This is a genomic window from Cupriavidus sp. 96C5-1 (genome assembly GCF_057798855.1).
Genome location: NZ_JBYOJU010000002.1, coordinates 1 through 19,342, shown reverse-complemented (window position 1 = coordinate 19,342; position 19,342 = coordinate 1). Strand labels below are relative to the sequence as shown.

Annotated in this window: 19 protein-coding genes and 1 pseudogene; 12 read left to right on the top strand and 8 right to left on the bottom strand. The window is 68.7% G+C overall.

Annotated elements, in window-relative coordinates; translation table 11 throughout:
• Positions 1 to 73 precede the first annotated feature (73 nt).
• The 3 genes from AC3FOF_RS02690 to AC3FOF_RS02680 all read left to right on the top strand — a co-directional run bounded on the left by AC3FOF_RS02690 (position 74) and on the right by AC3FOF_RS02680 (position 2,497).
• Complete coding sequence (locus AC3FOF_RS02690; protein ID WP_276267299.1) at positions 74 to 448, top strand: antibiotic biosynthesis monooxygenase family protein; 375 nt, start codon at positions 74 to 76, stop codon at positions 446 to 448.
• Between the two features lie 10 nt (positions 449 to 458).
• Positions 459 to 1,214, top strand: coding sequence for a sulfite exporter TauE/SafE family protein (locus AC3FOF_RS02685; protein WP_488725692.1), 756 nt, complete (start codon positions 459 to 461; stop codon positions 1,212 to 1,214).
• 173 nt (positions 1,215 to 1,387) lie between these two features.
• Positions 1,388 to 2,497, top strand: coding sequence for an extracellular catalytic domain type 1 short-chain-length polyhydroxyalkanoate depolymerase (locus AC3FOF_RS02680; RefSeq protein ID WP_276267297.1), 1,110 nt, complete (start codon positions 1,388 to 1,390; stop codon positions 2,495 to 2,497).
• Positions 2,498 to 2,504: 7 nt separating this feature from the next.
• Here AC3FOF_RS02680 and AC3FOF_RS02675 read toward each other — a convergent pair whose 3' ends face one another.
• The gene (locus AC3FOF_RS02675; protein WP_430869639.1) at positions 2,505 to 2,813 is read right to left on the bottom strand and encodes a 2Fe-2S iron-sulfur cluster-binding protein; all 309 of its coding nucleotides are present in this window, start codon (positions 2,811 to 2,813) and stop codon (positions 2,505 to 2,507) included.
• Positions 2,807 to 3,430 carry an IMPACT family protein gene (locus AC3FOF_RS02670; protein ID WP_276267295.1) on the bottom strand — a complete coding sequence of 208 codons (624 nt, stop codon included), beginning with the start codon at positions 3,428 to 3,430 and terminating at the stop codon, positions 2,807 to 2,809. Before AC3FOF_RS02670 ends, AC3FOF_RS02675 begins: the two co-directional genes overlap by 7 nt.
• Before the next feature lie 325 nt (positions 3,431 to 3,755).
• Here AC3FOF_RS02670 and AC3FOF_RS02665 point away from each other — a divergent pair, with 325 nt between their 5' ends.
• A complete protein-coding gene (locus AC3FOF_RS02665; protein ID WP_488725691.1) occupies positions 3,756 to 5,726 on the top strand; it encodes a PhoX family protein in 1,971 nt (656 codons plus the stop codon).
• A gap of 136 nt (positions 5,727 to 5,862) precedes the next feature.
• Here AC3FOF_RS02665 and AC3FOF_RS02660 read toward each other — a convergent pair whose 3' ends face one another.
• On the bottom strand, positions 5,863 to 7,005 hold the full coding sequence (locus tag AC3FOF_RS02660) for a DJ-1/PfpI family protein (RefSeq protein WP_488725690.1): 1,143 nt from the start codon (positions 7,003 to 7,005) through the stop codon (positions 5,863 to 5,865).
• 87 nt (positions 7,006 to 7,092) lie between these two features.
• Here AC3FOF_RS02660 and AC3FOF_RS02655 point away from each other — a divergent pair, with 87 nt between their 5' ends.
• Both AC3FOF_RS02655 and AC3FOF_RS02650 read left to right on the top strand, forming a co-directional pair.
• Entirely contained in the window at positions 7,093 to 8,088 is a 996-nt protein-coding gene (locus AC3FOF_RS02655) for a GlxA family transcriptional regulator (protein WP_488725689.1), read from the top strand.
• Between the two features lie 56 nt (positions 8,089 to 8,144).
• Entirely contained in the window at positions 8,145 to 8,825 is a 681-nt protein-coding gene (locus AC3FOF_RS02650; RefSeq protein ID WP_488725688.1) for a DUF938 domain-containing protein, read from the top strand.
• A gap of 507 nt (positions 8,826 to 9,332) precedes the next feature.
• Here the strand turns inward: AC3FOF_RS02650 and AC3FOF_RS02645 are convergent.
• From AC3FOF_RS02645 to AC3FOF_RS02630, 4 genes are all read right to left on the bottom strand, one after another.
• Entirely contained in the window at positions 9,333 to 9,854 is a 522-nt protein-coding gene (locus AC3FOF_RS02645; RefSeq protein ID WP_017229892.1) for a hypothetical protein, read from the bottom strand.
• Positions 9,855 to 10,024: 170 nt separating this feature from the next.
• Positions 10,025 to 10,603 (bottom strand): DUF1439 domain-containing protein, encoded by a 579-nt coding sequence (locus AC3FOF_RS02640; RefSeq protein WP_017229891.1) that lies wholly within the window; start codon positions 10,601 to 10,603, stop codon positions 10,025 to 10,027.
• 131 nt (positions 10,604 to 10,734) lie between these two features.
• Positions 10,735 to 10,938 (bottom strand): SlyX family protein, encoded by a 204-nt coding sequence (locus tag AC3FOF_RS02635; protein ID WP_017229890.1) that lies wholly within the window; start codon positions 10,936 to 10,938, stop codon positions 10,735 to 10,737.
• Between the two features lie 57 nt (positions 10,939 to 10,995).
• Entirely contained in the window at positions 10,996 to 12,468 is a 1,473-nt protein-coding gene (locus AC3FOF_RS02630) for an aminotransferase-like domain-containing protein (RefSeq protein WP_488725905.1), read from the bottom strand.
• 248 nt (positions 12,469 to 12,716) lie between these two features.
• Between AC3FOF_RS02630 and AC3FOF_RS02625 the strand changes: the two genes are divergently transcribed.
• The 6 genes and pseudogenes from AC3FOF_RS02625 to AC3FOF_RS02600 all read left to right on the top strand — a co-directional run bounded on the left by AC3FOF_RS02625 (position 12,717) and on the right by AC3FOF_RS02600 (position 18,268).
• Complete coding sequence (locus AC3FOF_RS02625; protein WP_276267675.1) at positions 12,717 to 14,363, top strand: cbb3-type cytochrome c oxidase subunit I; 1,647 nt, start codon at positions 12,717 to 12,719, stop codon at positions 14,361 to 14,363.
• A 2-nt stretch (positions 14,364 to 14,365) separates the two neighbouring features.
• Positions 14,366 to 14,956 (top strand): annotated as a pseudogene (locus tag AC3FOF_RS02620) (cbb3-type cytochrome c oxidase subunit II); the annotation flags it as partial.
• Between the two features lie 157 nt (positions 14,957 to 15,113).
• Positions 15,114 to 15,719: a c-type cytochrome gene (locus tag AC3FOF_RS02615; protein ID WP_276267674.1), complete on the top strand. Its 606-nt coding sequence runs from the start codon at positions 15,114 to 15,116 to the stop codon at positions 15,717 to 15,719.
• Positions 15,716 to 16,366: an SCO family protein gene (locus tag AC3FOF_RS02610; RefSeq protein ID WP_276267673.1), complete on the top strand. Its 651-nt coding sequence runs from the start codon at positions 15,716 to 15,718 to the stop codon at positions 16,364 to 16,366. Before AC3FOF_RS02615 ends, AC3FOF_RS02610 begins: the two co-directional genes overlap by 4 nt.
• Positions 16,363 to 16,977 (top strand): hypothetical protein, encoded by a 615-nt coding sequence (locus AC3FOF_RS02605; protein ID WP_276267672.1) that lies wholly within the window; start codon positions 16,363 to 16,365, stop codon positions 16,975 to 16,977. Before AC3FOF_RS02610 ends, AC3FOF_RS02605 begins: the two co-directional genes overlap by 4 nt.
• Before the next feature lie 400 nt (positions 16,978 to 17,377).
• Positions 17,378 to 18,268: a DMT family transporter gene (locus tag AC3FOF_RS02600; protein ID WP_488725687.1), complete on the top strand. Its 891-nt coding sequence runs from the start codon at positions 17,378 to 17,380 to the stop codon at positions 18,266 to 18,268.
• Positions 18,269 to 18,341: 73 nt separating this feature from the next.
• Here the strand turns inward: AC3FOF_RS02600 and AC3FOF_RS02595 are convergent, their stop codons facing one another.
• Positions 18,342 to 18,992 (bottom strand): HAD domain-containing protein, encoded by a 651-nt coding sequence (locus AC3FOF_RS02595; protein WP_488725686.1) that lies wholly within the window; start codon positions 18,990 to 18,992, stop codon positions 18,342 to 18,344.
• Positions 18,993 to 19,342: the final 350 nt, after the last annotated feature.

Below are 19,342 nucleotides of genomic sequence, written 5' to 3'. Positions count from 1 at the left end.
TTTTCCGTGTGCCCTTGCCGTGAACGGCAAGGCGCGCCGAACCCATGGAACGCAACCGAAAAAGGCCTCCGCCATGATCGCAGTCATCTTCGAAGTCGAGCCCGCCGAGGGCCGCATGGATACGTATATGCATATCGCGGCGCAACTGCGCACCACGCTGGAAGCCATCGACGGCTTTATCTCGGTGGAGCGCTTCCAGAGCCTGAGCAACCCGGGGAAGCTGCTGTCCCTGTCGTTCTTCCGCGACGAAGCCGCGGTCATGGCCTGGCGCAATACGGCGGAGCACCGCCACGCGCAGTCGGCCGGGCGCGGCGGCGTGTTCGCGGGCTATCGCCTGCGCGTGGCGCAGGTGTTGCGCGACTACGGGCTGGACGAGCGCGAGCAGGCCCCGGCCGACAGCCGCGCCGTGCACGCCCCGGTTGCGGCCTCGCCGGCACGGGCCGGGTGAGGGGCCCGCGATGGAGTCGGCTTTCCTGAACGCGCAGACTGCGCTGATCGGCTTCACCTTCCTGCTGGCGGGGCTGGTCAAGGGCGTGGTGGGACTGGGCCTGCCCACGGTGGCGGTAGGGCTGCTGGGGCTTGCCATGCCGCCGGCGCAGGCGGCGGCGCTGCTGGTGGCGCCATCCATGGTGACCAACGTCGTCCAGCTGTACAGCGGGCCGCGGCTCGGCCAGCTGGCGCGGCGGCTGTGGCCGATGCTGGCGGCCATCTGCGCGGGCACCTGGCTGGCGGCCGCGCTGTTGCCAGCCAGCCTGATGGCGCATGCCACCGCATGGCTGGGCATGGCGCTGGTGTTGTACGCGGTGCTGGGGCTGGCCGCATACCATCCGAGAGTCCCGGCGGCCACGGAAGCCTGGCTGGGGCCGCTGATCGGTGCGGTCACCGGCGCCATCACCGCCGTCACGGGCGTATTCCTGATTCCGGCGGTGCCCTACCTGCAGGGGCTGGAATTGGACAGGGAAACCCTGGTGCAGGCGCTGGGCTTGTCGTTCACCGTATCCACTGTCGCCCTGGCGATCAGCCTGGCGCTGAACGGCGCGTTGCTGCACACGCCGGTGCTGGGCGCTTCGCTGCTGGCACTGGTGCCTGCGCTGGGCGGCATGTACATCGGCCAGTGGCTGCGCCATCGCATCAGCGCGGCGCGCTTTCGCCGCTTGTTTTTCTGCGGGCTGCTGCTGCTCGGCGCCGAGCTGGCGCTGCGCGGGGCATTCTAGGCGGCGAGCGCGGCGGCAGGAGTCCGCCCAGGGGGAGCGCGCGTGCACGGCATCGCCTGACAGAATGCGCCGGCGCGCGGCATACTGGCTGCTGCGCTGCCAGGCCAGCCGTGCGCCCGCCTCGGCGCATTCCCACCACGCGCACAGGAGATGCCGCCCATGGCATATCGCCGATGACACGACGCAGCCGCAGCGGCCGCAAGCTTTGGGATACGCTGAGCAAGATCGCCACCCGCAATGTCCGCGACGCGCAGCGCACCGTCACGCGCAGTGCCATCCGCTCGGCGGTGAAGCAGGGCGAGGCCATGAGCAAGGCCGCGCAGCGGGTGCTCAGCGGGGTAGCCTCGCCGGTGCCGCCGCCGGTCAGCCGGGGCGGCGGACGCTGGGAGGAAGGCAGCTGGGGCCTGGGGCCGCTGGTACAGCGGCGTTACCGCCTGTTCATCCCGCCCGGCGCGAGCGCCTCGCGCCCGGCCCCGCTGCTGGTGCTGTTGCACGGCTGCGGCCAGGATTCCGCCAGCTTCGCCGCCTGCACCCGGGCGGCGGCGCTGGCGCGCAGCGCGGGCTGCGTGGTGCTGATGCCTGAACAATCCTCCCAGGCCAATGCGCAGCGTTGCTGGAACTGGTTCCGCTCGCCGGCCCGGGTGGCAGCCGAGGCCAGCCTGCTGATGGCCATCGTCGAGCATATCTGTGAGCATCGCCCGGTTCGCCCCGACAGCGTCTTCGTGCTGGGCCTTTCGGCCGGCGGGGCGATGGCGCTGACGCTCGGGCTGCGCTACCCGGACCGTTTTGTCGCGGTGGGCTCGCACTCGGGCGCGGCGCCATACAGTGCGAGCAACGCCGCGCAGGCGGCGCGCGTCATGCATGGCAAGGGCCAGCCCGACCTGCACGCCGCCCGGCTGCAACTGGCGGGGCGTTCGCCGCCGCCCTTGCTGCTGCTGCACGGCGATGCGGATCCCGTGGTGGCGTTCGACAACGCACTGGCCTCGGCGGCGCTGTGGCAGCAACTCTTGCCGCAAGCGCCCGTGCCGGCGCCGCCGCGCAGGGTGCAGCGCGGGCAGCGCCGCCCTTACCGTGTTCATGGATGGTCGAGCGAGGGGCGGCCTTATATCCGCCTGGTGCGGATCGAAGGGCTTGCGCATGCCTGGAGCGGCGGGCCGTCCAGCCAGGCCTTCTCCGATCCGTCGGGCCCGGATGCCCTGCGCATCGCCTGGCCGTTCTTCATGCAATGCCTGGCGGCGCGCGCGATGCCGAGGCGGGCGCGCAAGCTGGCCGGGCTGGCCTGAGCCCGCTTCAGCGTGCCTGCGGCGCGTCTATCACCACATCGCTTTCGGGATACGCTACGCAGGGCAGGATGTAGCCTTCGTCGCGCTCATCGAAGCTGACGCCCGGCCATTCGATGCGATAGGCGATCCGCCCGGCGGATAGCCGGCACAGGCAACTGCGGCAGGTGCCGTTGCGGCACGAGCTGGGCAGGCGCACGCCGGCCTGCAGCGCGGCTTCCAGCAGCGTCTGTCCGGGTGGCGCGGGAAAGGTGCTGCCGAGCGGCTCCACCCGCGCGGAGAAGGCGGGCACCGGTGCCGGCGCGTGGCCGCTCACGATGGTGCCCCTTCATCGTCGCCGTCCTTGCCCGCGCCGGCAAAGCGGGCGCGCCCATGGGTGGCATCGCGCAACGCTGCCTGCGCGTCGTCCAGCACGCTCGCCGGCAGGCGGATCGTCAGCCGTGCCGCGGCCCCGTGCTCGCCATGCGCGAGCGTATGGCCTGCCTGCTCGATCCAGCGTCGCACGCGCGCCTCGTCGGCATAGTCCACCTCCACCGTCAGGTCGGCCTGGACGATGCGTTCGATGCGCTGCGCGTCCTTCATCGCGGCGGCAATCGCATCCGTATAGGCGCGCACCAGCCCGCCCGCTCCCAGCTTGATGCCGCCGTAGTAGCGCACCACCGCGGCCAGTACGCCGTCCAGCTCATGGTGGCGCAACACCTCCAGGATGGGCCGGCCGGCCGTGCCGGAAGGCTCGCCATCGTCCGACATGCCGGACTGGCCGCCTGCCAGCAGGGCCCAGCAGACATGGGTGGCGGTGGCGTGCTCGGCACGCAGGCGCTGCAGCTGCGCCATGGCGGTTTCGCGGTCGGGCACAGGGATCGCGTAGCCGATGAAACGGCTCTTGCGGATTTCAAGGTCCGCCTGGACGGAGGAGGCGAGGGTGTAGGTCGGCACGGGTGAGGCCGCATCGCGGCGCGCCGCATGGGACGCCGGCGGGCGGCAAGCTAAGGGATAAGGCGCCCGGGACGGGCGCGTCCGCCAGTGTACAACAGCCGCCCGTCGGCCGGCCCGCAGGTATCCGGAACGCCCGCCAACCCGCCAGGGAGGCGCGGCGGGTCCCTCGAATGTCTGAAAAATAAGTCAATTTCAACAGGTTGTCACAAATCATTCATAGGATGCGACATCGGCCTGACCGACGCACGGCTGTCCCCCACCAGCGCGCGGCATGGCGGCGCCATGCGCGCCGCCCACTCCATCACATAAGGAACGGGAAAGAACAATGCTCGACAAACCTGACGCATCCCGCCGCAAGGCGCTCAAATTCCTGGCTGGCGCGCCGATGCTGCCGCTGGGCCTCGGGGCCACGGCCTTCCTGGTCGGCTGCGGCGGCGATGACGAAGCGATAGCGGCCACCCCCCCGGCTGCCACGTTCACCACCGCGGAATTCACCGGCATGGCCGCGCCGGACCTGGGTAACGCGGCCGCGATGGCGACCACCACGGTGGGTTCGAGCCTGAAGGTCTCGTTCAGCGACGGCACCAGCCAGACCTACAAGCTGGCCTACCAGCCCTTCTTCATCACCGGCGACCAGGTACCGGACGGCAAGGGCGGCACCATCCTCGCCGGCGGCTATTTCGACATCAACAACCAGCCGATCATCGACCGCTCGGTGGCAGGCAAGGAGCGCCAGTTCTACTCCGACTCGCCGGACGGCACCTCGCTGCTCAAGATCGACGGCGCCAAGGTCGCGGGCGTGAAGGGCAACACGGTATTCGCCGTGGTCCAGTTCGAATACACCACGCGCGACCAGGCCAGCAACGACACCTATGGCCGCCTGCCGTCGCCGATCGGCGTGCTGACGCTGGACCAGAACCCCGCCACCGGCAAGCTGACCCTGGTCAAGTACCACAACGTCGACACCTCGTCCGTCAACGGCCTGTGGATCACCTGCGGCGCCAGCCTGTCGCCGTGGAACACGCACCTGTCCAGCGAGGAATACGAGCCGGACGCGTTCACCGCGAGCGCGAGCGCCCAGTTCCAGGCGTTCAGCAAGAACCTGCTCGGCACCGCCAGCGTCCTGGCCAACCCGTACTTCTATGGCCATATGCCCGAAGTCACGGTCAACCCGGACGGCACCGCCAGCATCAAGAAGCACTATTGCATGGGCCGCATCTCGCACGAACTCGTGCAGGTGATGCCGGACAACCGCACCGTGCTGATGGGCGACGACGCCACCAACAGCGGCCTGTTCATGTTCGTGGCGGACAAGGAGAAGGATCTCTCCGCCGGCACGCTGTATGTGGCCAAGGTAGGCGCGGGCTTCTCCATCGACCCCGCCGCCGCCGGCGCCGACCTGACCTGGGTCAAGCTGGGCCATGCCACCAGCGCCGAGATCGAGGCACTGGCCAAGTCCAACCTGCCGACCGATATCCTCGACGTCAAGTTCAGCGACCCCTCGGACGCCAGCTACAAGAAGATCTTCATCGGCGGCGCGGCCAACTGGGTCAAGGTCATGCCCGGCAAGGAAAAGGCTGCGGCGTTCCTGGAAACCCATCGCTATGCCTATCTGATGGGCGGCAGCATGGGCTTCACCAAGATGGAAGGCACCACCGTCAATATCAAGGACAAGGTGGCCTACTCCGCGCTGCAGAACATCCAGGATTCGATGGTCAACGGCAACACCGCCAAGGGCTGGAATCCGGAGAGCGGCATCTCGGTTCCGGCGGCGCTCAAGGCCGGCGGCGTGATGCAGCACAACCTCGCCGGCGGCCAGAAGGACCTGGGCGGCGCCGCGATCAACAGCGAATGGGTGCCGGTGCATACCAGGGCGCTGCTGGTCGGCAAGGATATCGCGGCCGACGCGTTGGGCAACACCGCCGACCCCGAACTGGTCGCCAACCCCGACAACCTCAAGTTCTCGGAAAAGCTGCGCACCCTGTTCATCGGCGAGGACAGCAGCCAGCACGTCAACAATTTCCTGTGGGCCTACAACGTCGACACCAGGAAGCTGACGCGCGTGCTGTCCACCCCGGCGGGCGCGGAATCGACGGGCCTGCATGCGGTCGACGAGCTCAACGGCTGGACCTACATCATGAATAATTTCCAGCACGCCGGTGACTGGACCAGCCTGCACAGCAAGGTGCAGCCGAAGCTGGATCCGCTGGTCCGCGCCAACTACAAGGACCGCTTCGGCGCGGCTGTCGGCTACCTGACGGCCGAGGCCACCAGCGTCAAGACGACCAAGGCCTGAGCACCGCCCGACCTGTCCCGGGCTTGCTGGCCGGCGCGCAGGCGCCGGCCAGCGCGGGCGGTGCGAACGCCCCCGATGATGCTTTCATCGGGGGCGTTTTGCATCTTGCCGGCGCTGCCATCGCCGGCATCGGACCTCAACGGCGTGGGTACTCCATTTGCAGCGCGACGAACTGCGCGGTCGCCTGGCCGTAGCGGGCCTGGATGGTGCCCAGGGCAGCATCGAGCGCTTCGGCCGGTGGTCCGGCATACGGGGCCGACGCATGGTGGCCAGGCTCGGGACCGGTCGCCGCGCCGACGGCAACGGCGTCGGCCTCCAGCCGCAAGCCGCGGCGCGAGCGCAATTCGGCGGCAGTGCCCAGCGTCCTGGCTTCGGAGCGATAGGTGCGCGACCACGCGTCTGCCTGCAGCGCCACTGCGATCTCGTCAAAGCCGGGCGCCACCGCGATATCGACGGTTTCGTGCCGCCACCACGCGAGGCGGTTGGAGAGCGCGAGGCCGATGCTCGCGGCGTCCAGCCTGAACGGCGTCGAATCGTGGCGCGCGCTCCAGTCCCGGACGCCCAGCCGGGCCGCCGCCGCTGCCGCCGCCGGCTGGCCGGCAATGGCTTCGACCAGCGCCAGCGACAGCGGCAGGGAGGCGGTCACGCCGCTGGAGGTCACGATGTTGCCGTCCGCCACATAGCGCCGGCCGTGCACCCAGCGGGTGGCTGGGAACTTCGCTTCGATACCGCGCATCGCATACCAGTGTGTTGTGGCCGAGCGGCCATCGAGCAGCCCGGCGCGCGCGAGGACGAGCGCGCCCTCGCAGACCGCCACCACGGTGGCCCCCCGCGCGGCCTGGGCGCGCAGCCAGGCCAGCACCTGGGGCGTATCGTCGTGGTGCATCGCCGGCACGATCACGATGTCCGCCCCTGCGGGCACTTCCGCGTCGAAGCCGGCGATGGTCTGGTCGGCCCGTATGCGCAGGGCCGGCATCAGCGCGACGGTGCCGGCGCCGGTCGATACGGAGCGTACGTCGGCCACGTCCGCCTCGCGCAGCACGCCATAGGGAATCACGAAATCGGTCACCTCGGTGCCGGCGTTGTCGGCCAGTACCGCCACCAGGGGCCGCACGCGCCCGGCCTTGGGCGCCGGCAGGGCGAGCGGCGCGGCGGTTGCCAGGCTGGCCGGCTCGGGCGATGCTGGCGCCTGGGTCTGGGTGCCCGGTTCGCTGCAGCCGCATGACAAGAGCGCGCTGAATGCGAGTGCGGCGAGGCGGAGCCTGAAGGTGTGCTGCATGGTGTCCTCGGTTGACGTGTCTCGATCCAGGTCAAAATACGGCTTTTGGGCTCTGGCAAAAAGGCCAGATTTACCGCATTCTTTGCCATGACCAATTCACAGAGAACAACCAGGAGCGTGGTGGTGGTGGGCTTCGAGGGCGTCCAGTCGCTCGACGTGGTGGGGCCGATGGAAGTCTTCGCCGTGGCCAACCTGCATAGTCCCGCGGGCCGCAAGCCGTACCAGGTCACGCTTGCCACGCAGGCCGGCGGCGAGCTCGGGACCCATGCCGGCCTGCGGCTGGCCGGCGCGGCCGCGCTGGCCGATCTGCCCGCCCGCACCGATACCCTGGTTGTCGCCGGCGGCAGCGAGGCGAGCCTGCGCCGCGCCGCCGCCGATCCGGAACTGATCGCCTGGTTGCAGTCGCGCGCCAGGCGCACGCGCCGCATCGCCAGCGTTTGCACCGGCGCCTTCGTGCTGGCCGCCGCCGGCTTGCTGGACGGGCGCCGCGCCACCACGCACTGGAACGCCTGCGGTTTGCTGCAGGCGCTGCGCCCGGCGGTGCGGGTCGAACCCGACGCGATCTTCGTCGCGGATCCGCCTATCTATACCTCGGCCGGCGTCTCCGCCGGCATCGACCTGTGCCTGTCGCTGGTCGAGGCCGATTGCGGTCCCGAGCTGGCGCTTGCCGTGGCGCGCGAGCTGGTGCTGTTCCTGCGGCGGCCCGGCGGCCAGTCGCAGTTCAGTACCGGGCTGCAGTTGCAGGGCAGCGCGACGCCCAGGCTGCGCGCCTTGCTGGCTGCCATCATCGACGATCCCAGGGGTGACCTGCGGGGGCCCGCGCTTGCCGCGCGCGCGGGCATGAGCGAGCGCACGCTCGCCCGGGCCTTTGCCCGGGAGACGGGCGGTCCGCCGGCGCGCTTCGTCGAAGGCGCGCGTGCGGAGCGCGCCAAGGCGTTGCTGGAGACCACGGCGTGGCCGCTGGAGCGCATCGCCGAGCGATCCGGCTTCGGCAGCGTGGACGCCTTGCATCGCGTTTTCCGCAAGCGCGTCGGCACTTCCCCGGGGGACTACCGGGAACGGTTCGGGCCCGTGCGCGCGTGACGGGCGAAGGCAGTCCGATGTCTCCGTGCCCCGCATGCAGCGCATGCCTGCTACGCTTGCGGCACCGACCAGCCACCGCGCCAGTACGCCGTGCGCACTATTGTCCACAGGAGAACACCATGCCGAACCAAGACGCGCAACTCGACGCTCGCCGGATCGCGCCAGCCACCGACCGCAACCGCGACGCCATCCTCGCCGTGTTGCGCCGGATCTTGCCGGAAAGCGGGCTTGTGCTGGAAATCGCCAGCGGTACCGGCCAGCACGCGGCCTATTTTGCCGCGGCGCTGCCGGGGCTGACCTGGCAGCCCAGCGATCCGGATGCCACCGCGCGCGCTTCGATCGAAGGCTGGACCGCCCATGCCGGGCTGGCCAACGTGCGCGCACCGCTGGTGCTGGACGTGCGGCAGCAGCCCTGGGGCATCGAGGCGGCGCAAGCGATGGTCTGCATCAATATGATCCACATCGCGCCGTGGGCGGCGGCCGAGGCGTTGTTCGCGGGGGCGGGCTGCCTGCTGCCGGCAGGTGGCGTGCTTTACCTTTATGGTCCCTATCGGCGCAACGGCGAACATACCGCGCCAAGCAATGCTGTCTTCGACGCGCAGCTGCGCAGCGCCGATGCCGAATGGGGCGTGCGCAATATGGAGGACGTGGCGGCGCTGGGCGAAGCGGAGGGTTTTCGCATGGACGAGCCGGTTCCGATGCCGGCCAATAACTTCAGCCTGGTATTTCGCAAATAGGAAATCTCTCATCCCATACCGGCTGACAGCAGCCTGAATGCCGGGCGGAAAACGGGCCGGGGATGACAGAAAAGGCTGGCTCGAATGCTGGTTCCGGTTCCACTCAGGTTCCGGCTGCGTTCTGGCCTGGTTCCAGCTTAAGCGTCGGCTTAAGATGCTGCGAGAGCGAGGCGCGAATTACCGGACTGCATTAATCGAGGGAAATATCCGTCGGGTCTTTCCTGGCGGCCGTGCGGGCAATTGCCGGAATGACATCGAATGACGGCCGGGAAAACAGGGCGACCGGACGTGCGGGAGAGCGGCGCCTGCCGAGCTGGCCTGTTGGGTGGGAGAGCCTGCTTGAAGGCTTGAGACGTTCGGGAAGCCGGGAATTTCGACAGGGATGTCCGGCTGGCCCTGCCAGGCACCAGCCGGTTCGCACCAGAGCGGTGCGCGGCGGGGACCGAAGCATGGCGCGGATTTCCGCGCGCATGTCCGGGCCGCTTGCCGCGCTGGCCCTCGCGCGATTTACTTCGCGGCGACAGGCGCTTCTGCCTCGACCTTCACGGCCACGGCCTTCTTCGGTGCTGCCGGCTTCTTTGCGGCGGTCTTGCGCGGGGCCTTCGGAGCGGCTGCCTTCGGCGCTGCTGCTGCCTTCGGAGCGGCTGCCTTCCTGGCGGCGGCCTTCGGTGCGGCGGCCTTCTTGGCAGCGGCCTTCGGTGCTGCTGCCTTCTTCGCCACGGCGGCCTTCACCACCGGCTTCTTCGCTGCCGGCTTGGCCTTGGCCTTTTGCGCAGCCAGCTTTTCCTTGGCGGCTTGCTTCTCTGCCAGCACTGCCTTCTTGGCGGCTTCGGCTGCGACCTTGATTTCGCGCTTGGCGGCTTCGATCGCCTTCTTTGCATCGGCGCGCAGCTTCAGCAGGCCCTTCTTCGCAGCTTGCAGTTCGCGAGCCAGCACGCTGGCCTTCTTTGCGGGCACGGCGGCCTTCTTGGCGGCTGCCGGCTTGGTCTTTGCTGCGCTGGTTTGTGCGACTTTCTTTGCTACGGCCATTGTAATTACCCGTTAGTTGTTGGAGCGCGGAGTATAACCGGTCGGGCGAGTTTACTCGCGCGACATGCATTTAATCCGTGTGGTTCTGGTATGAATGCGTGCGCCAATACAACAAATGCCGCGCGGCAATGGCAGCCGCATTCGATGCGAATATGGGATACGTATTGCGCTTAGCGCGTATTGACCTGCACCTTGATGCCGTCGGGCAGCACGGTAATGGCGCCTGGCTCGACCTCTTTGCCGGCCACGCGCAATTGCTCCGGCGTGAAGGTGTAAAGCGGGTAGTCGCGCAGGATTTGCTGCGCGACCACGGCACCGATCGCATTCAGCTGCTCGCCGTACTGCGCCGGCATGCCGTTTACCCGCACCTGTTCGACGGCAGGATTGTCGAGCAGCACGGCGCGTTTCGCCGGATCGTATCTGAGTCCGCTGCTCAGCGACAGCGTGCCGTCGATGGGCGGCGCCGGCAGCAAGGTATTGCTGAGCCGCGCATCCAACTGGGTGGTCACGCGGTTGTTGGCGTCGTCGAGCACCAGGCGCGGATGCGTCAGTTGCACGTCGACAAGCTGGCCGTAGCGCAGCGTTGCCGGAAAGCGCTTGTCCACGGCGTCCTGCAATTCCTGGCGGGAGAAGGTGTATTCGCCGGTCCAGATGTTGTAGCCAGCAACGGCGCTGGCGGTGCCCAGCGTGGCGATTGCGGCGCACGCGGCAATGCCGAGGGCTTTCAGTGGGTTGGCGCGAATCGCCATGCTGCGGTGACTCCAGGTTGGTGTCTTGCGCGTCGGTTCGCGCACCAGCCTGTCAGACCGCGATGGCGCAGCTTTCGTTCAATCGGTCGGGCCGGTGCCCGCTTCATGCCGGGGCTGCGCCATCTTCAAACTCAGTAGTGCGGCGGGATCTCGTGCTGCGGGCCGCCGTCGGCGCCGCCCGCGCCGCTGGAGCGCATCTGCTGGTAGAGCGCCTGTAGCTGCTCCTGCAGCAGGTCGATCTGGCGCTGCTGGCGCGCCACGGCCAGGTTGAGCGTTTCGAGCAGGTCGTCCTGGAAGGCGACCTTGATTTCGAGTTCGGTCAGGCGGGATTCCATTGCATGTTCTCCATTGGGCCGCGCATTGTAAGTTGTCAGCGTGGGACGGCGCCGCCTTTACTGCATCGTCAGCCTGGCGAGCCGTCCCAGCGTGGCCAGTGCCGCATCGGTGCGATCGTCGAAATCGTGCCCGCAATTGATCCGCAGGCAATGGCGGAATCCGCCATGCGCCGAGAAGATCGGCCCGGGCGCGATGCTGATGCCGTGCGAGAGCGCGAAGCGATGCAGGGCAAGGCTGTCGGTGCCCGACGGCATTTCGATCCACAGGAAGTATCCGCCGGCCGGCCGCGTGGCGCGCGTGCCGGGCGGGAAATGCCGTGCGATCGCTTGCGCGAACGCATCCTGGCGCACCATCAGCGCCTGGCGCAACTGGCGCAGGTGGCGGTCATAGCCACCCTTCTCCAGGTAGCCGAGGATGGCGGCCTGCGTCGGCGCCGCCACCGTCAATGTGCTGGTGAGCTTGGCGCGTGCCACGTCGCGCGCGAAGCGTCCGGGTGCGGCCCAACCGATCCGGTAGCCTGGCGCCAGGCATTTCGAGAACGAGCCGCAGTGCATTACCAGGCCGTGCGCGTCGAATGCCTTGGCCGGCGTCGGGCGCTTGCTGCCGAAGTACAGCTCGCCGTAGACGTCGTCCTCGATCAGCGGCACCTCGAAGCGCGCCAGCAACTGCACCAGCTCGCGCTTCTTGTCGTCCGGCATCAGGCTGCCGAGCGGATTCTGGAAATTGGTCATCAGCCAGCACGCGCGCGGGCGGTGACGGTCCAGCGCGCGGGCGAGCGCGTCGAGCTCGATGCCCTCGCGCGGATGGGTCGGCACTTCGATGGCGCGCAGGCCGTTGCGTTCCAGCGCCTGCAGCGCGCCATAGAAGGTCGGCGATTCGATGATCACCGCGTCGCCCGGCCGCGTGACCGCCGCCAGGCACAGGTTCAGTGCTTCCAGTGCGCCATTGGTGATGACGATCTCGTCGGTGTGCACGGTGAGTCCGTCGATCAGGTAGCGCAGCGCGATCTGCCGGCGCAGGCCGGCATTGCCTGGCGTCATGTCGTCCACCGAGCTCCAGGGGTCGAGATGCTGGATCACCCCGGCCATCGACTTGGCCAGGCGCGGCAGCGGAAACAGCAGCGGGCTCGGGAATGCCGATCCCAGCGGTACCAGCTCCCGCTGCTTGGCCGACTGCAGCACGTCGAAGACCAGCTCGCTGACGTTCAGCGCGGTCGAGTCCTCGGCCGGCTGCGACGGCGCCTCCGGCTCGGGCGGCAGCACGCGGCTGGCGCTGGCGACGAAATAGCCGGAGCGCTGGCGCGCCACGATCAGCCCGCGCGCTTCCAGCAGGTAATAGGCCTGGAACACCGTGGATGGACTCAGGCCGCGGCTGGCGCTGGCCTGCCGCACCGAGGGCAGGCGGTCGCCGGGGCGCAGCGTGCCGGCCTGGATCGACTGCGCGATGTCGTCGGCCAGTGTTTCATAGAGCGTGCCGGGGGCGGCGGACCCGGGGGTGGCCTGGCGAGGGGCGGTGGACTTGGACGGCATCGACGACATAGGGAAGCAACTGTTTGGCAAGGTACTGGATTTTTTCAACTGTACCGTATCAACCGGGAGGCCGCCGGCAGATCAGGTCCTTGGCTGCTACTGCGGCATCATGTCGCGCGCAAATCAAGCTGGTCCGGTTGAATCGTGCGGATCTGCTCCTGTTCCGCCAGGGCTTGCATCCTTAGCATGCAGCGCTGTCCGTTGAGCACGGCGGCTGCCGTGCCGCTGCGGGAAGAGCAAGGAAATCCATGGATCCCACGAGTCTGTTGTTAGCTACCTTCCTGCTTTCGGTAGGTGGGCTGTTCGCCTTTATCTGGTCGCTGCGCAAGGGCCTGTTCGATCTCGAGGCCGCTGGTGCCCGCACTATTTTCGCGGCCGGCGAAGTCGGCCATCCGGAAGAGCCCTCGAGCGATGCCGTGCAGCGGCAGGCCTTGTGGGCGGGCGCGGCGTCCAGCCGGCAGGCGCCGGCCGCCGCCGCGGCGGCCCGGGCCGACCTCGACCTCGAACTGGCCGCGCGGCAGCAAGCCGACCGCTCCAGCGCCATGCCGGCGCTGCTGCTGCTGAGCTGCGCGGTGGTCTGGCTGGTGGTGGCGTCCGCCGCCGGGCTGCTCAGTTCGCTCAAGCTGCACCTGCCCGACCTGCTGACCCAGCAGGCCTGGCTGACCTTCGGCCGCCTGCGCACGCTGCACCTGAATGCGGTGGCCTATGGCTGGGCCCCGATGGGCCTGCTCGGACTGACGCTGTGGATGCTGCCGCGCTTGTTGCGTACGCCGCTGCTGGGCGGCCGCTTTGCCGTCATCGGCGCGCTGATCTGGAATGCGGGGCTGGTGGCCGGACTGGGCGGCATCGCCATCGGTATCAATGCCGGACTGGAATGGCTGGAGATCCCGTGGCAGGTGGGCCTGCTGTTCGCGCTGGGCGGGATGATGATCGGCCTGCCGCTGGCGTTCATGCTGCAAAAGCGCCGCGTACATCATTTGTATGTGTCGGTCTGGTACATCGGCGCGGCGCTGTTCTGGTTCCCGGTGCTGTACGTGGTCGCCAAGGTCCCGGGCGTGCATTTCGGCGTGGAGCAGGCCACCATGAACTGGTGGTTCGGCCACAACGTACTGGGCCTGTTCTATACGCCGCTGTCGCTCGCCTGTGTCTACTACTTCCTGCCCAAGGTGATCGGGCGGCCGGTGCGTTCATACAACCTGTCGCTGCTGGGCTTCTGGACGCTGGCTTTCTTCTACGGCCAGGTCGGTGCCCACCACCTGATCGGCGGACCCATTCCCCCATGGCTGATCACGCTGTCGATCGTGCAGAGCGTGATGATGATCATTCCCGTGACGGCGTTCTCTGTGAACCAGCACCTGACGCTCAAGGGGCATTTCGGCGCGCTGCGCCACTCGGCCACGCTGCGCTTCATCGTCTTCGGCGCGATCATGTACACGCTGGCGTCGGTGCAGGGCTCCTTCGAGGCGCTGCGCTCGCTCAACGCGGTGACCCACTTCACGCACTTCACGGTGGCGCACGCGCACCTTGGCATGTACGGCTTCGTGTCGATGGTGATCTTCGGCGGCATCTATTTCGCGCTGCCGCGCATCGTCGACGCGCCGTGGCCCCGGCCGGCGCTGATCTCGCTGCATTTCTGGCTGGTGGTGGCGGGCTTCCTGACCTACCTGATCACCCTGAGCATCGGTGGCGTACTGCAGGGCCTGGCGCTGCTCGACCCGGCGCGGCCGTTCATGGATTCGGTGGCGGTCACATTGCCCTGGCTGCAGGGGCGCTCGCTCGGCGGCGCGCTGATGACGCTGGGCCACCTGGTCTTTGCCTTCCACTTTGCCTTGATGGTCCTGCGTCCTTCGGCGCTTGCGCAGACCGATCGCATGGCCACCCAAGCGGCAGCCTGAACATGGAAAACGAACTCAAACTTGTGGGCGGGGCGATGGTCACGCTTTCGCTCGCCACCTCGGCCATGATCGTGGTGCCCTTCCTGCAGCTCAAGGATGTGCCGGCCCCGGCGGCGCTGGCGCCGTACACCAGCGAGCAATTGCGCGGCCGCGAGGTCTATCTGGCCAACGGCTGCATTGCCTGCCACACCCAGCAGCCCAGTTCCACCGGCGCCGGCCGCGCCGACGGGCAGCGCGGCTGGGGGCGGCCCTCGGTCGCGGCCGACTATCACTACGACAGCCCGCCCTTGCTGGGCACCATGCGCACCGGGCCGGATCTCTTCAATATCGGCGTGCGCCAGCCCAGCGCCGACTGGCACCTTGGCCACCTTTACCAGCCGCGCGCCTATGTGGCTGACAGCATCATGCCAGCCTACCCCTTCCTGTTCGAGTTGAAGCCGGAGGGCGCCGTGGCCAAGGGCGACAAGGTCGTCGCCCTGCCGGGCGGCGCGGTGCCGCCCGGCAAGGTAGCGGTGGCCACGCCCCAGGCGCTGGACCTGGTGGCCTACCTGATCAGCCTGCGCCACACCTACCCGGTGCTGGAGCAGGCCGCCGCGGCGGATACCACCCGGCAATCCCCGGGACGTATCACGCTGGCAGCCGTTTCGGCCGCACCCTCCAACCTGCGCGGTGCGGCCGCTTCTTCCAATCCCACTCTCAACCTCTACGCGCCGTCCACGCCGACCACCCCGGATGCGGCCGCCCGACCCGATGAAGCCCTCGCAAGCCCATAAGACAGAAAACGCCGATCCCGTCGAGCAGCACAACCCGGTGCCCAAGGTGGTGCTGGCGCTGGTATGCGGCCTGCTGGTGTGGGCGGTCAGCTATATCGCGATCGAGCGCGCCGACGGCACCGCCGCGCTGGGCGACCGCCGCGACGCGGCCGCGCTGGCGGCGCCGGCCGGGCAGGGCACCGTTGCCGATGGCAAGCAGTTGTTCGCGGCAAATTGCCAGGCCTGCCACCAGGCCGGCGGGCAAGGTATCCCAGGCGTGTTCCCGCCCCTGGCCGCTTCGCCCTGGGTCAACGGCGAGCCGGACCGGCTCGCGCAGATCCTGCTGCACGGCATGACCGGCCCGCTGGACGTGCTTGGCACCACCTACAACGGCGCCATGCCGGCGTTCGGCGAACAGTTCTCCGACGCGGAGATCGCCGCGCTGGCCACGCATATCCGTAGCCAGTGGGGCAACCATGCGGCACCGGTCGATGCCGCGCAGATCGCGGCGGCGCGCACGGCGTCGGCGGCGCAGAAGGAACCCTGGCATGGCGGCGAGGCGCTGCAGGCCTTCATCGGTGGAGCAGGTTCCGCCAAGCCATGACGCGCATGTGGCTCAGGACGCTGCTGATGGTGGCGCTGGTGCTGGCGGCGGCCGGTGCGGCGGTGTTCGCCACCACGCGCGGACTGCGCACGGTCAGCGCAGACGGCGCGCGCCGGCTCGACCTGGCGCGCGTGCCGCGCGCATTGCCGGCGCTGGCACTGGTCGATCAGGCCGGTGCCCGCCATGCGTTCGGTGGCGGGACGCCGTCCGGCGCTGAAGCCCTCGCGGACCGCGCACCCGTCACGCTGGTGAGCTTCGTCTACACGCAATGCACGGCGATCTGCCGCACCAGCGCCTCGGGCCAGGCGTGGCTCCAGCAGCAGTTGCGCGAGCGCGGGCTGCAGGACCGTGTGCGGCTGCTGACCCTGAGCTTCGACCCGGCACGCGATACGCCGGCCGCGTTGCGGGCCTATGCCCGCACGCTGCGCGCCGATCACGCCATGTGGACCTTCGCCACGGTGGCCGAGCCGGCGCGGCTGCGCAGCTTGCTCGACGCCTTCGGCATTGTCGTGCTGCCCGACGGGCTGGGCGGCTACTCGCACAATGCGGCGCTGTTCCTGCTCGATGGCAAGGGCCGCCTGGCCGCGGCCTACGATGTGGCGCGGCCGGACCTGGCACTGGCCGACCTGCTGCGCGGTGGCACATGAGGCCGCTGCCCGCGCGCCGGCCATGGCGCAATCCGCTCGCGCTCCCGGCTGGCTGGCAAGCCTGCTGCCCCGGGCTGCTGCTGGCGCTGGCCGCGCTCCTGCGCCCCTGGCTGGAGGCGTCCATGGTCCGGCATATGGGGCTTGAATTGCCCTTGCTCGCGCTGGCCGGCTGGTGGGCCGCGCATTGTGCTGGCCGGCGCCTGACGAGCTGGCTGGCCCCATGGAACGGGGCCGGCCTGCCGGGCCTGCTGGCGGCCTGGTGCGTTGTCAGCTACTGGATGCTGCCGGTGGCGCTGGACGAAGCCACGCTCGGGGCGCCGAGCGGCATGGCCAAGGTCGTGACCATGGTGCTGGCCGGGCTGCTGGCGCGCGCGTCCTGGCAGGCGGCCGGCCCCGTACTGCAAGGCTTCTTCGTCATCAATGGCTGCTGGATGATGCTGACCGCCGGGCTGCTCTACCAGGAGGCGGAGGTCCAGCTGTGCAGCACCTACCTGGTTGACGAGCAGCTCGTGGCGGGCCGGGTGCTGGTGCTGTGGGCGCTGGCCGTGCTGGCGACATGGCTGTTTGCCGTGGCCGGCCGGCTGGCAGCCGATCCCGAACCGGCCTCGTAAGCCGTTGGCGGCGCAGCATTGCCTTGCGCGTTTGCGTGGTGTACCGTTACGCAGTTCGCCGGACTACCGGATTCTTCGGCCTCCACGGACCAACGGATATTTCCCGCAGTTTCCACGAAAGCATCATGATCCACGCCGCGCACCATCCCATTGCCGCCATCGCGACCCATGCGGGCGCGGCATGGCCGTGCGCCGCGGCTTTCGCACCTCCTGTCACGTCGCCGCCGCGCGCGGGGGCTGGCCTTGCGCCGCCGCCCGCCGCCTTGCTGGGCTGATCCGCAGCCCGTTTTTTCGGTTTTTTCCATCTTCGGCCAGGCCCGGCATCGCGCCAGGGCGCGACACGCGCCCGCGCGCAGCCGGGCGTGCCGGAGCTTTCGGATTCCCGTGACAGGTGAATATCATGGCTTTGAACAAAACCGCCCTGAGCGCGCATGGCGCGACCGCGCTCTTCGTGCTGCTATGGAGCAGCGGCGCGATCTTCGCGCGGCTAGGGCTTGAATATGCTTCCGCTTTTGCCTTGCTGGTGGCGCGCTTCGCGCTGGCGCTGAGCGTACTCCTGGTGCTTGCGGCATGGCGCCGGCGCTGGCTGCCGCCGGCCGGCACGCGCTTGCAGGTGGCCGCCGCCGGGCTGTTGCTGACCGGTGCCTACTCGATCTGCTACCTGCTGGCGCTGGCGCGCGGCATCACGCCTGGCGTACTTGCCACGGTGCTGGGCGTGCAGCCCATCCTGACCTTGCTGCTGGTGGAACGGCGCGTTTCCGCGCGCCGGCTGGCCGGACTCGCGGTGGCCTTGTGCGGACTGGTGCTGGTGGTCTGGCAGGGCATCGGCCTGGCGCGCTTCTCGCCGCTGGGCATGGCCTTCGCGCTGGCGGCGCTGGCGTGCATGACGATCGGCGCCATCCTGCAAAAGCGCATCCGGCAGGCCCCGCTGGACGTGCTGCCGCTGCAGTACTGCGCGGGGCTTGCCCTGTGCCTGCTGTTCGTCCCGTTCCAGCCGATGGCGGTGGTGCCGGGCGCCGGTTTCGCGCTGTCGCTGGCATGGCTCGCGCTGGTGATCTCGGTGGGCGCCACGCTGCTGCTCTACCGGCTGATCCAGGCCGGCAACCTGGTCAACGTCACCAGCCTGTTCTACCTGGTGCCGGGCGTGACCGCGCTGCTGGACTACCTGTTCCTGGGCAACCGCCTGGCCGCCTTGAGCATGGCGGGCATGGCCGCGATCGTGCTTGGCCTGCTGCTGGTCTTCAGCGAGACGGCAAGCGGGCGGGACAGCGCGCAAGCCCGCGCCCGATAGCAAGCCGGCCCCGGCCGCGGCGCGCTCATATGGCGTGCCGTGGCCGGGGCCGGCATGCAATGCGGGGCAGGTGTCAGGCGTGCGCCAGCGCCTGCGCGGGCTGCCGCACCGGCAGCGCAAGCTCGGGCACCGCCTGCAACAGCGGCGTGGCGATGGTGCCTGCCTCGAAGCGCGCGGGTGCTTCCCTGGCCAGCAGGCGCAGGTGTCGCAGCCGGGCTTCGAGGCCGGCGTCGGGCTGGGTATCGAGGCACAGCGTGGACGGGCAGGCCACGCCAAGCAGATCGAGCGCCTGTTTGAAATTGGCCGGCGTCAGCCCCTCTGCCGGGTTCACCGCCACCACGTGCGGGCGCAGGTGCGCGTATTGCTCATCGCGCAGGGATGCCGTGTCGCAGGTCAGGATGGCGAACGCCTGCGGCGCAGGCCGGTGCGCGAAGTAGGCCGCGATGCGCGCGGCGTGGCCGCCGGGCACGTCGGGTGTCATGCCTTCGATCTGCAGGTCGAGCTGCTGCAGGATCGCCGCCGGGACGCCGCGGCGCCATGCCTCGGATACCACCACGCGGGCGCCGGCGAGACCAAACAGCCGACGCACGAAACCAAGGGCGACGGGATCGAAGAAACGGACGTCGCGCAGGGTGCCGGTATCGGGAATCCCGCCCAGCCGAGCCTCGGAGCGGCTCGAGTAGAGGACACCGGGGACGTCAAGCATGATGAGGCGTTCGGACATGATTTCCTATCTGGTTGCAGCGCCGGTTGGCGCGTTTGAAGATTACGACGCATCCAGGGAAATCTGCAGGGGCAAAAAGCGGCTAAGTTGCAACATATCTGTAACTTGAGATGCTGGTTCGTAAAAATCGGTGATTTGTTTTGGGGAGTTGTTTCGGGGGGAAACAAGTTGAGGGGGTGGGCTCATGGGGGGATGGAGATGTTTGTCTTTTCCTGGGTCCTAATGCGTTTGTAGGGACCTGATTCAGGTCTGCAGGGCCTAAAGGCGGAGTGGTGTCAGGCTCTTGGGCACATGGAGGTGTCACTTTTCTTTACTCGTAAAGAAAAGTAACCAAAAGAAAGCGACCCCTT

What these genes read in the sequence shown, in the direction of transcription:
- AC3FOF_RS02690 (WP_276267299.1), top strand. Translation starts at nt 74, where the DNA reads ATGATCGCAGTCATCTTCGAAGTCGAGCCCGCCGAGGGCCGCATGGAT.
- AC3FOF_RS02685 (WP_488725692.1), top strand. Translation starts at nt 459, where the DNA reads ATGGAGTCGGCTTTCCTGAACGCGCAGACTGCGCTGATCGGCTTCACC.
- AC3FOF_RS02680 (WP_276267297.1), top strand. Translation starts at nt 1,388, where the DNA reads ATGACACGACGCAGCCGCAGCGGCCGCAAGCTTTGGGATACGCTGAGC.
- AC3FOF_RS02665 (WP_488725691.1), top strand. Translation starts at nt 3,756, where the DNA reads ATGCTCGACAAACCTGACGCATCCCGCCGCAAGGCGCTCAAATTCCTG.
- AC3FOF_RS02660 (WP_488725690.1), bottom strand. Translation starts at nt 7,005, where the DNA reads ATGCAGCACACCTTCAGGCTCCGCCTCGCCGCACTCGCATTCAGCGCG.
- AC3FOF_RS02655 (WP_488725689.1), top strand. Translation starts at nt 7,093, where the DNA reads ATGACCAATTCACAGAGAACAACCAGGAGCGTGGTGGTGGTGGGCTTC.
- AC3FOF_RS02645 (WP_017229892.1), bottom strand. Translation starts at nt 9,854, where the DNA reads ATGGCCGTAGCAAAGAAAGTCGCACAAACCAGCGCAGCAAAGACCAAG.
- AC3FOF_RS02640 (WP_017229891.1), bottom strand. Translation starts at nt 10,603, where the DNA reads ATGGCGATTCGCGCCAACCCACTGAAAGCCCTCGGCATTGCCGCGTGC.
- AC3FOF_RS02635 (WP_017229890.1), bottom strand. Translation starts at nt 10,938, where the DNA reads ATGGAATCCCGCCTGACCGAACTCGAAATCAAGGTCGCCTTCCAGGAC.
- AC3FOF_RS02630 (WP_488725905.1), bottom strand. Translation starts at nt 12,468, where the DNA reads ATGCCGTCCAAGTCCACCGCCCCTCGCCAGGCCACCCCCGGGTCCGCC.
- AC3FOF_RS02625 (WP_276267675.1), top strand. Translation starts at nt 12,717, where the DNA reads ATGGATCCCACGAGTCTGTTGTTAGCTACCTTCCTGCTTTCGGTAGGT.
- AC3FOF_RS02615 (WP_276267674.1), top strand. Translation starts at nt 15,114, where the DNA reads ATGAAGCCCTCGCAAGCCCATAAGACAGAAAACGCCGATCCCGTCGAG.
- AC3FOF_RS02610 (WP_276267673.1), top strand. Translation starts at nt 15,716, where the DNA reads ATGACGCGCATGTGGCTCAGGACGCTGCTGATGGTGGCGCTGGTGCTG.
- AC3FOF_RS02605 (WP_276267672.1), top strand. Translation starts at nt 16,363, where the DNA reads ATGAGGCCGCTGCCCGCGCGCCGGCCATGGCGCAATCCGCTCGCGCTC.
- AC3FOF_RS02600 (WP_488725687.1), top strand. Translation starts at nt 17,378, where the DNA reads ATGGCTTTGAACAAAACCGCCCTGAGCGCGCATGGCGCGACCGCGCTC.
- AC3FOF_RS02595 (WP_488725686.1), bottom strand. Translation starts at nt 18,992, where the DNA reads ATGTCCGAACGCCTCATCATGCTTGACGTCCCCGGTGTCCTCTACTCG.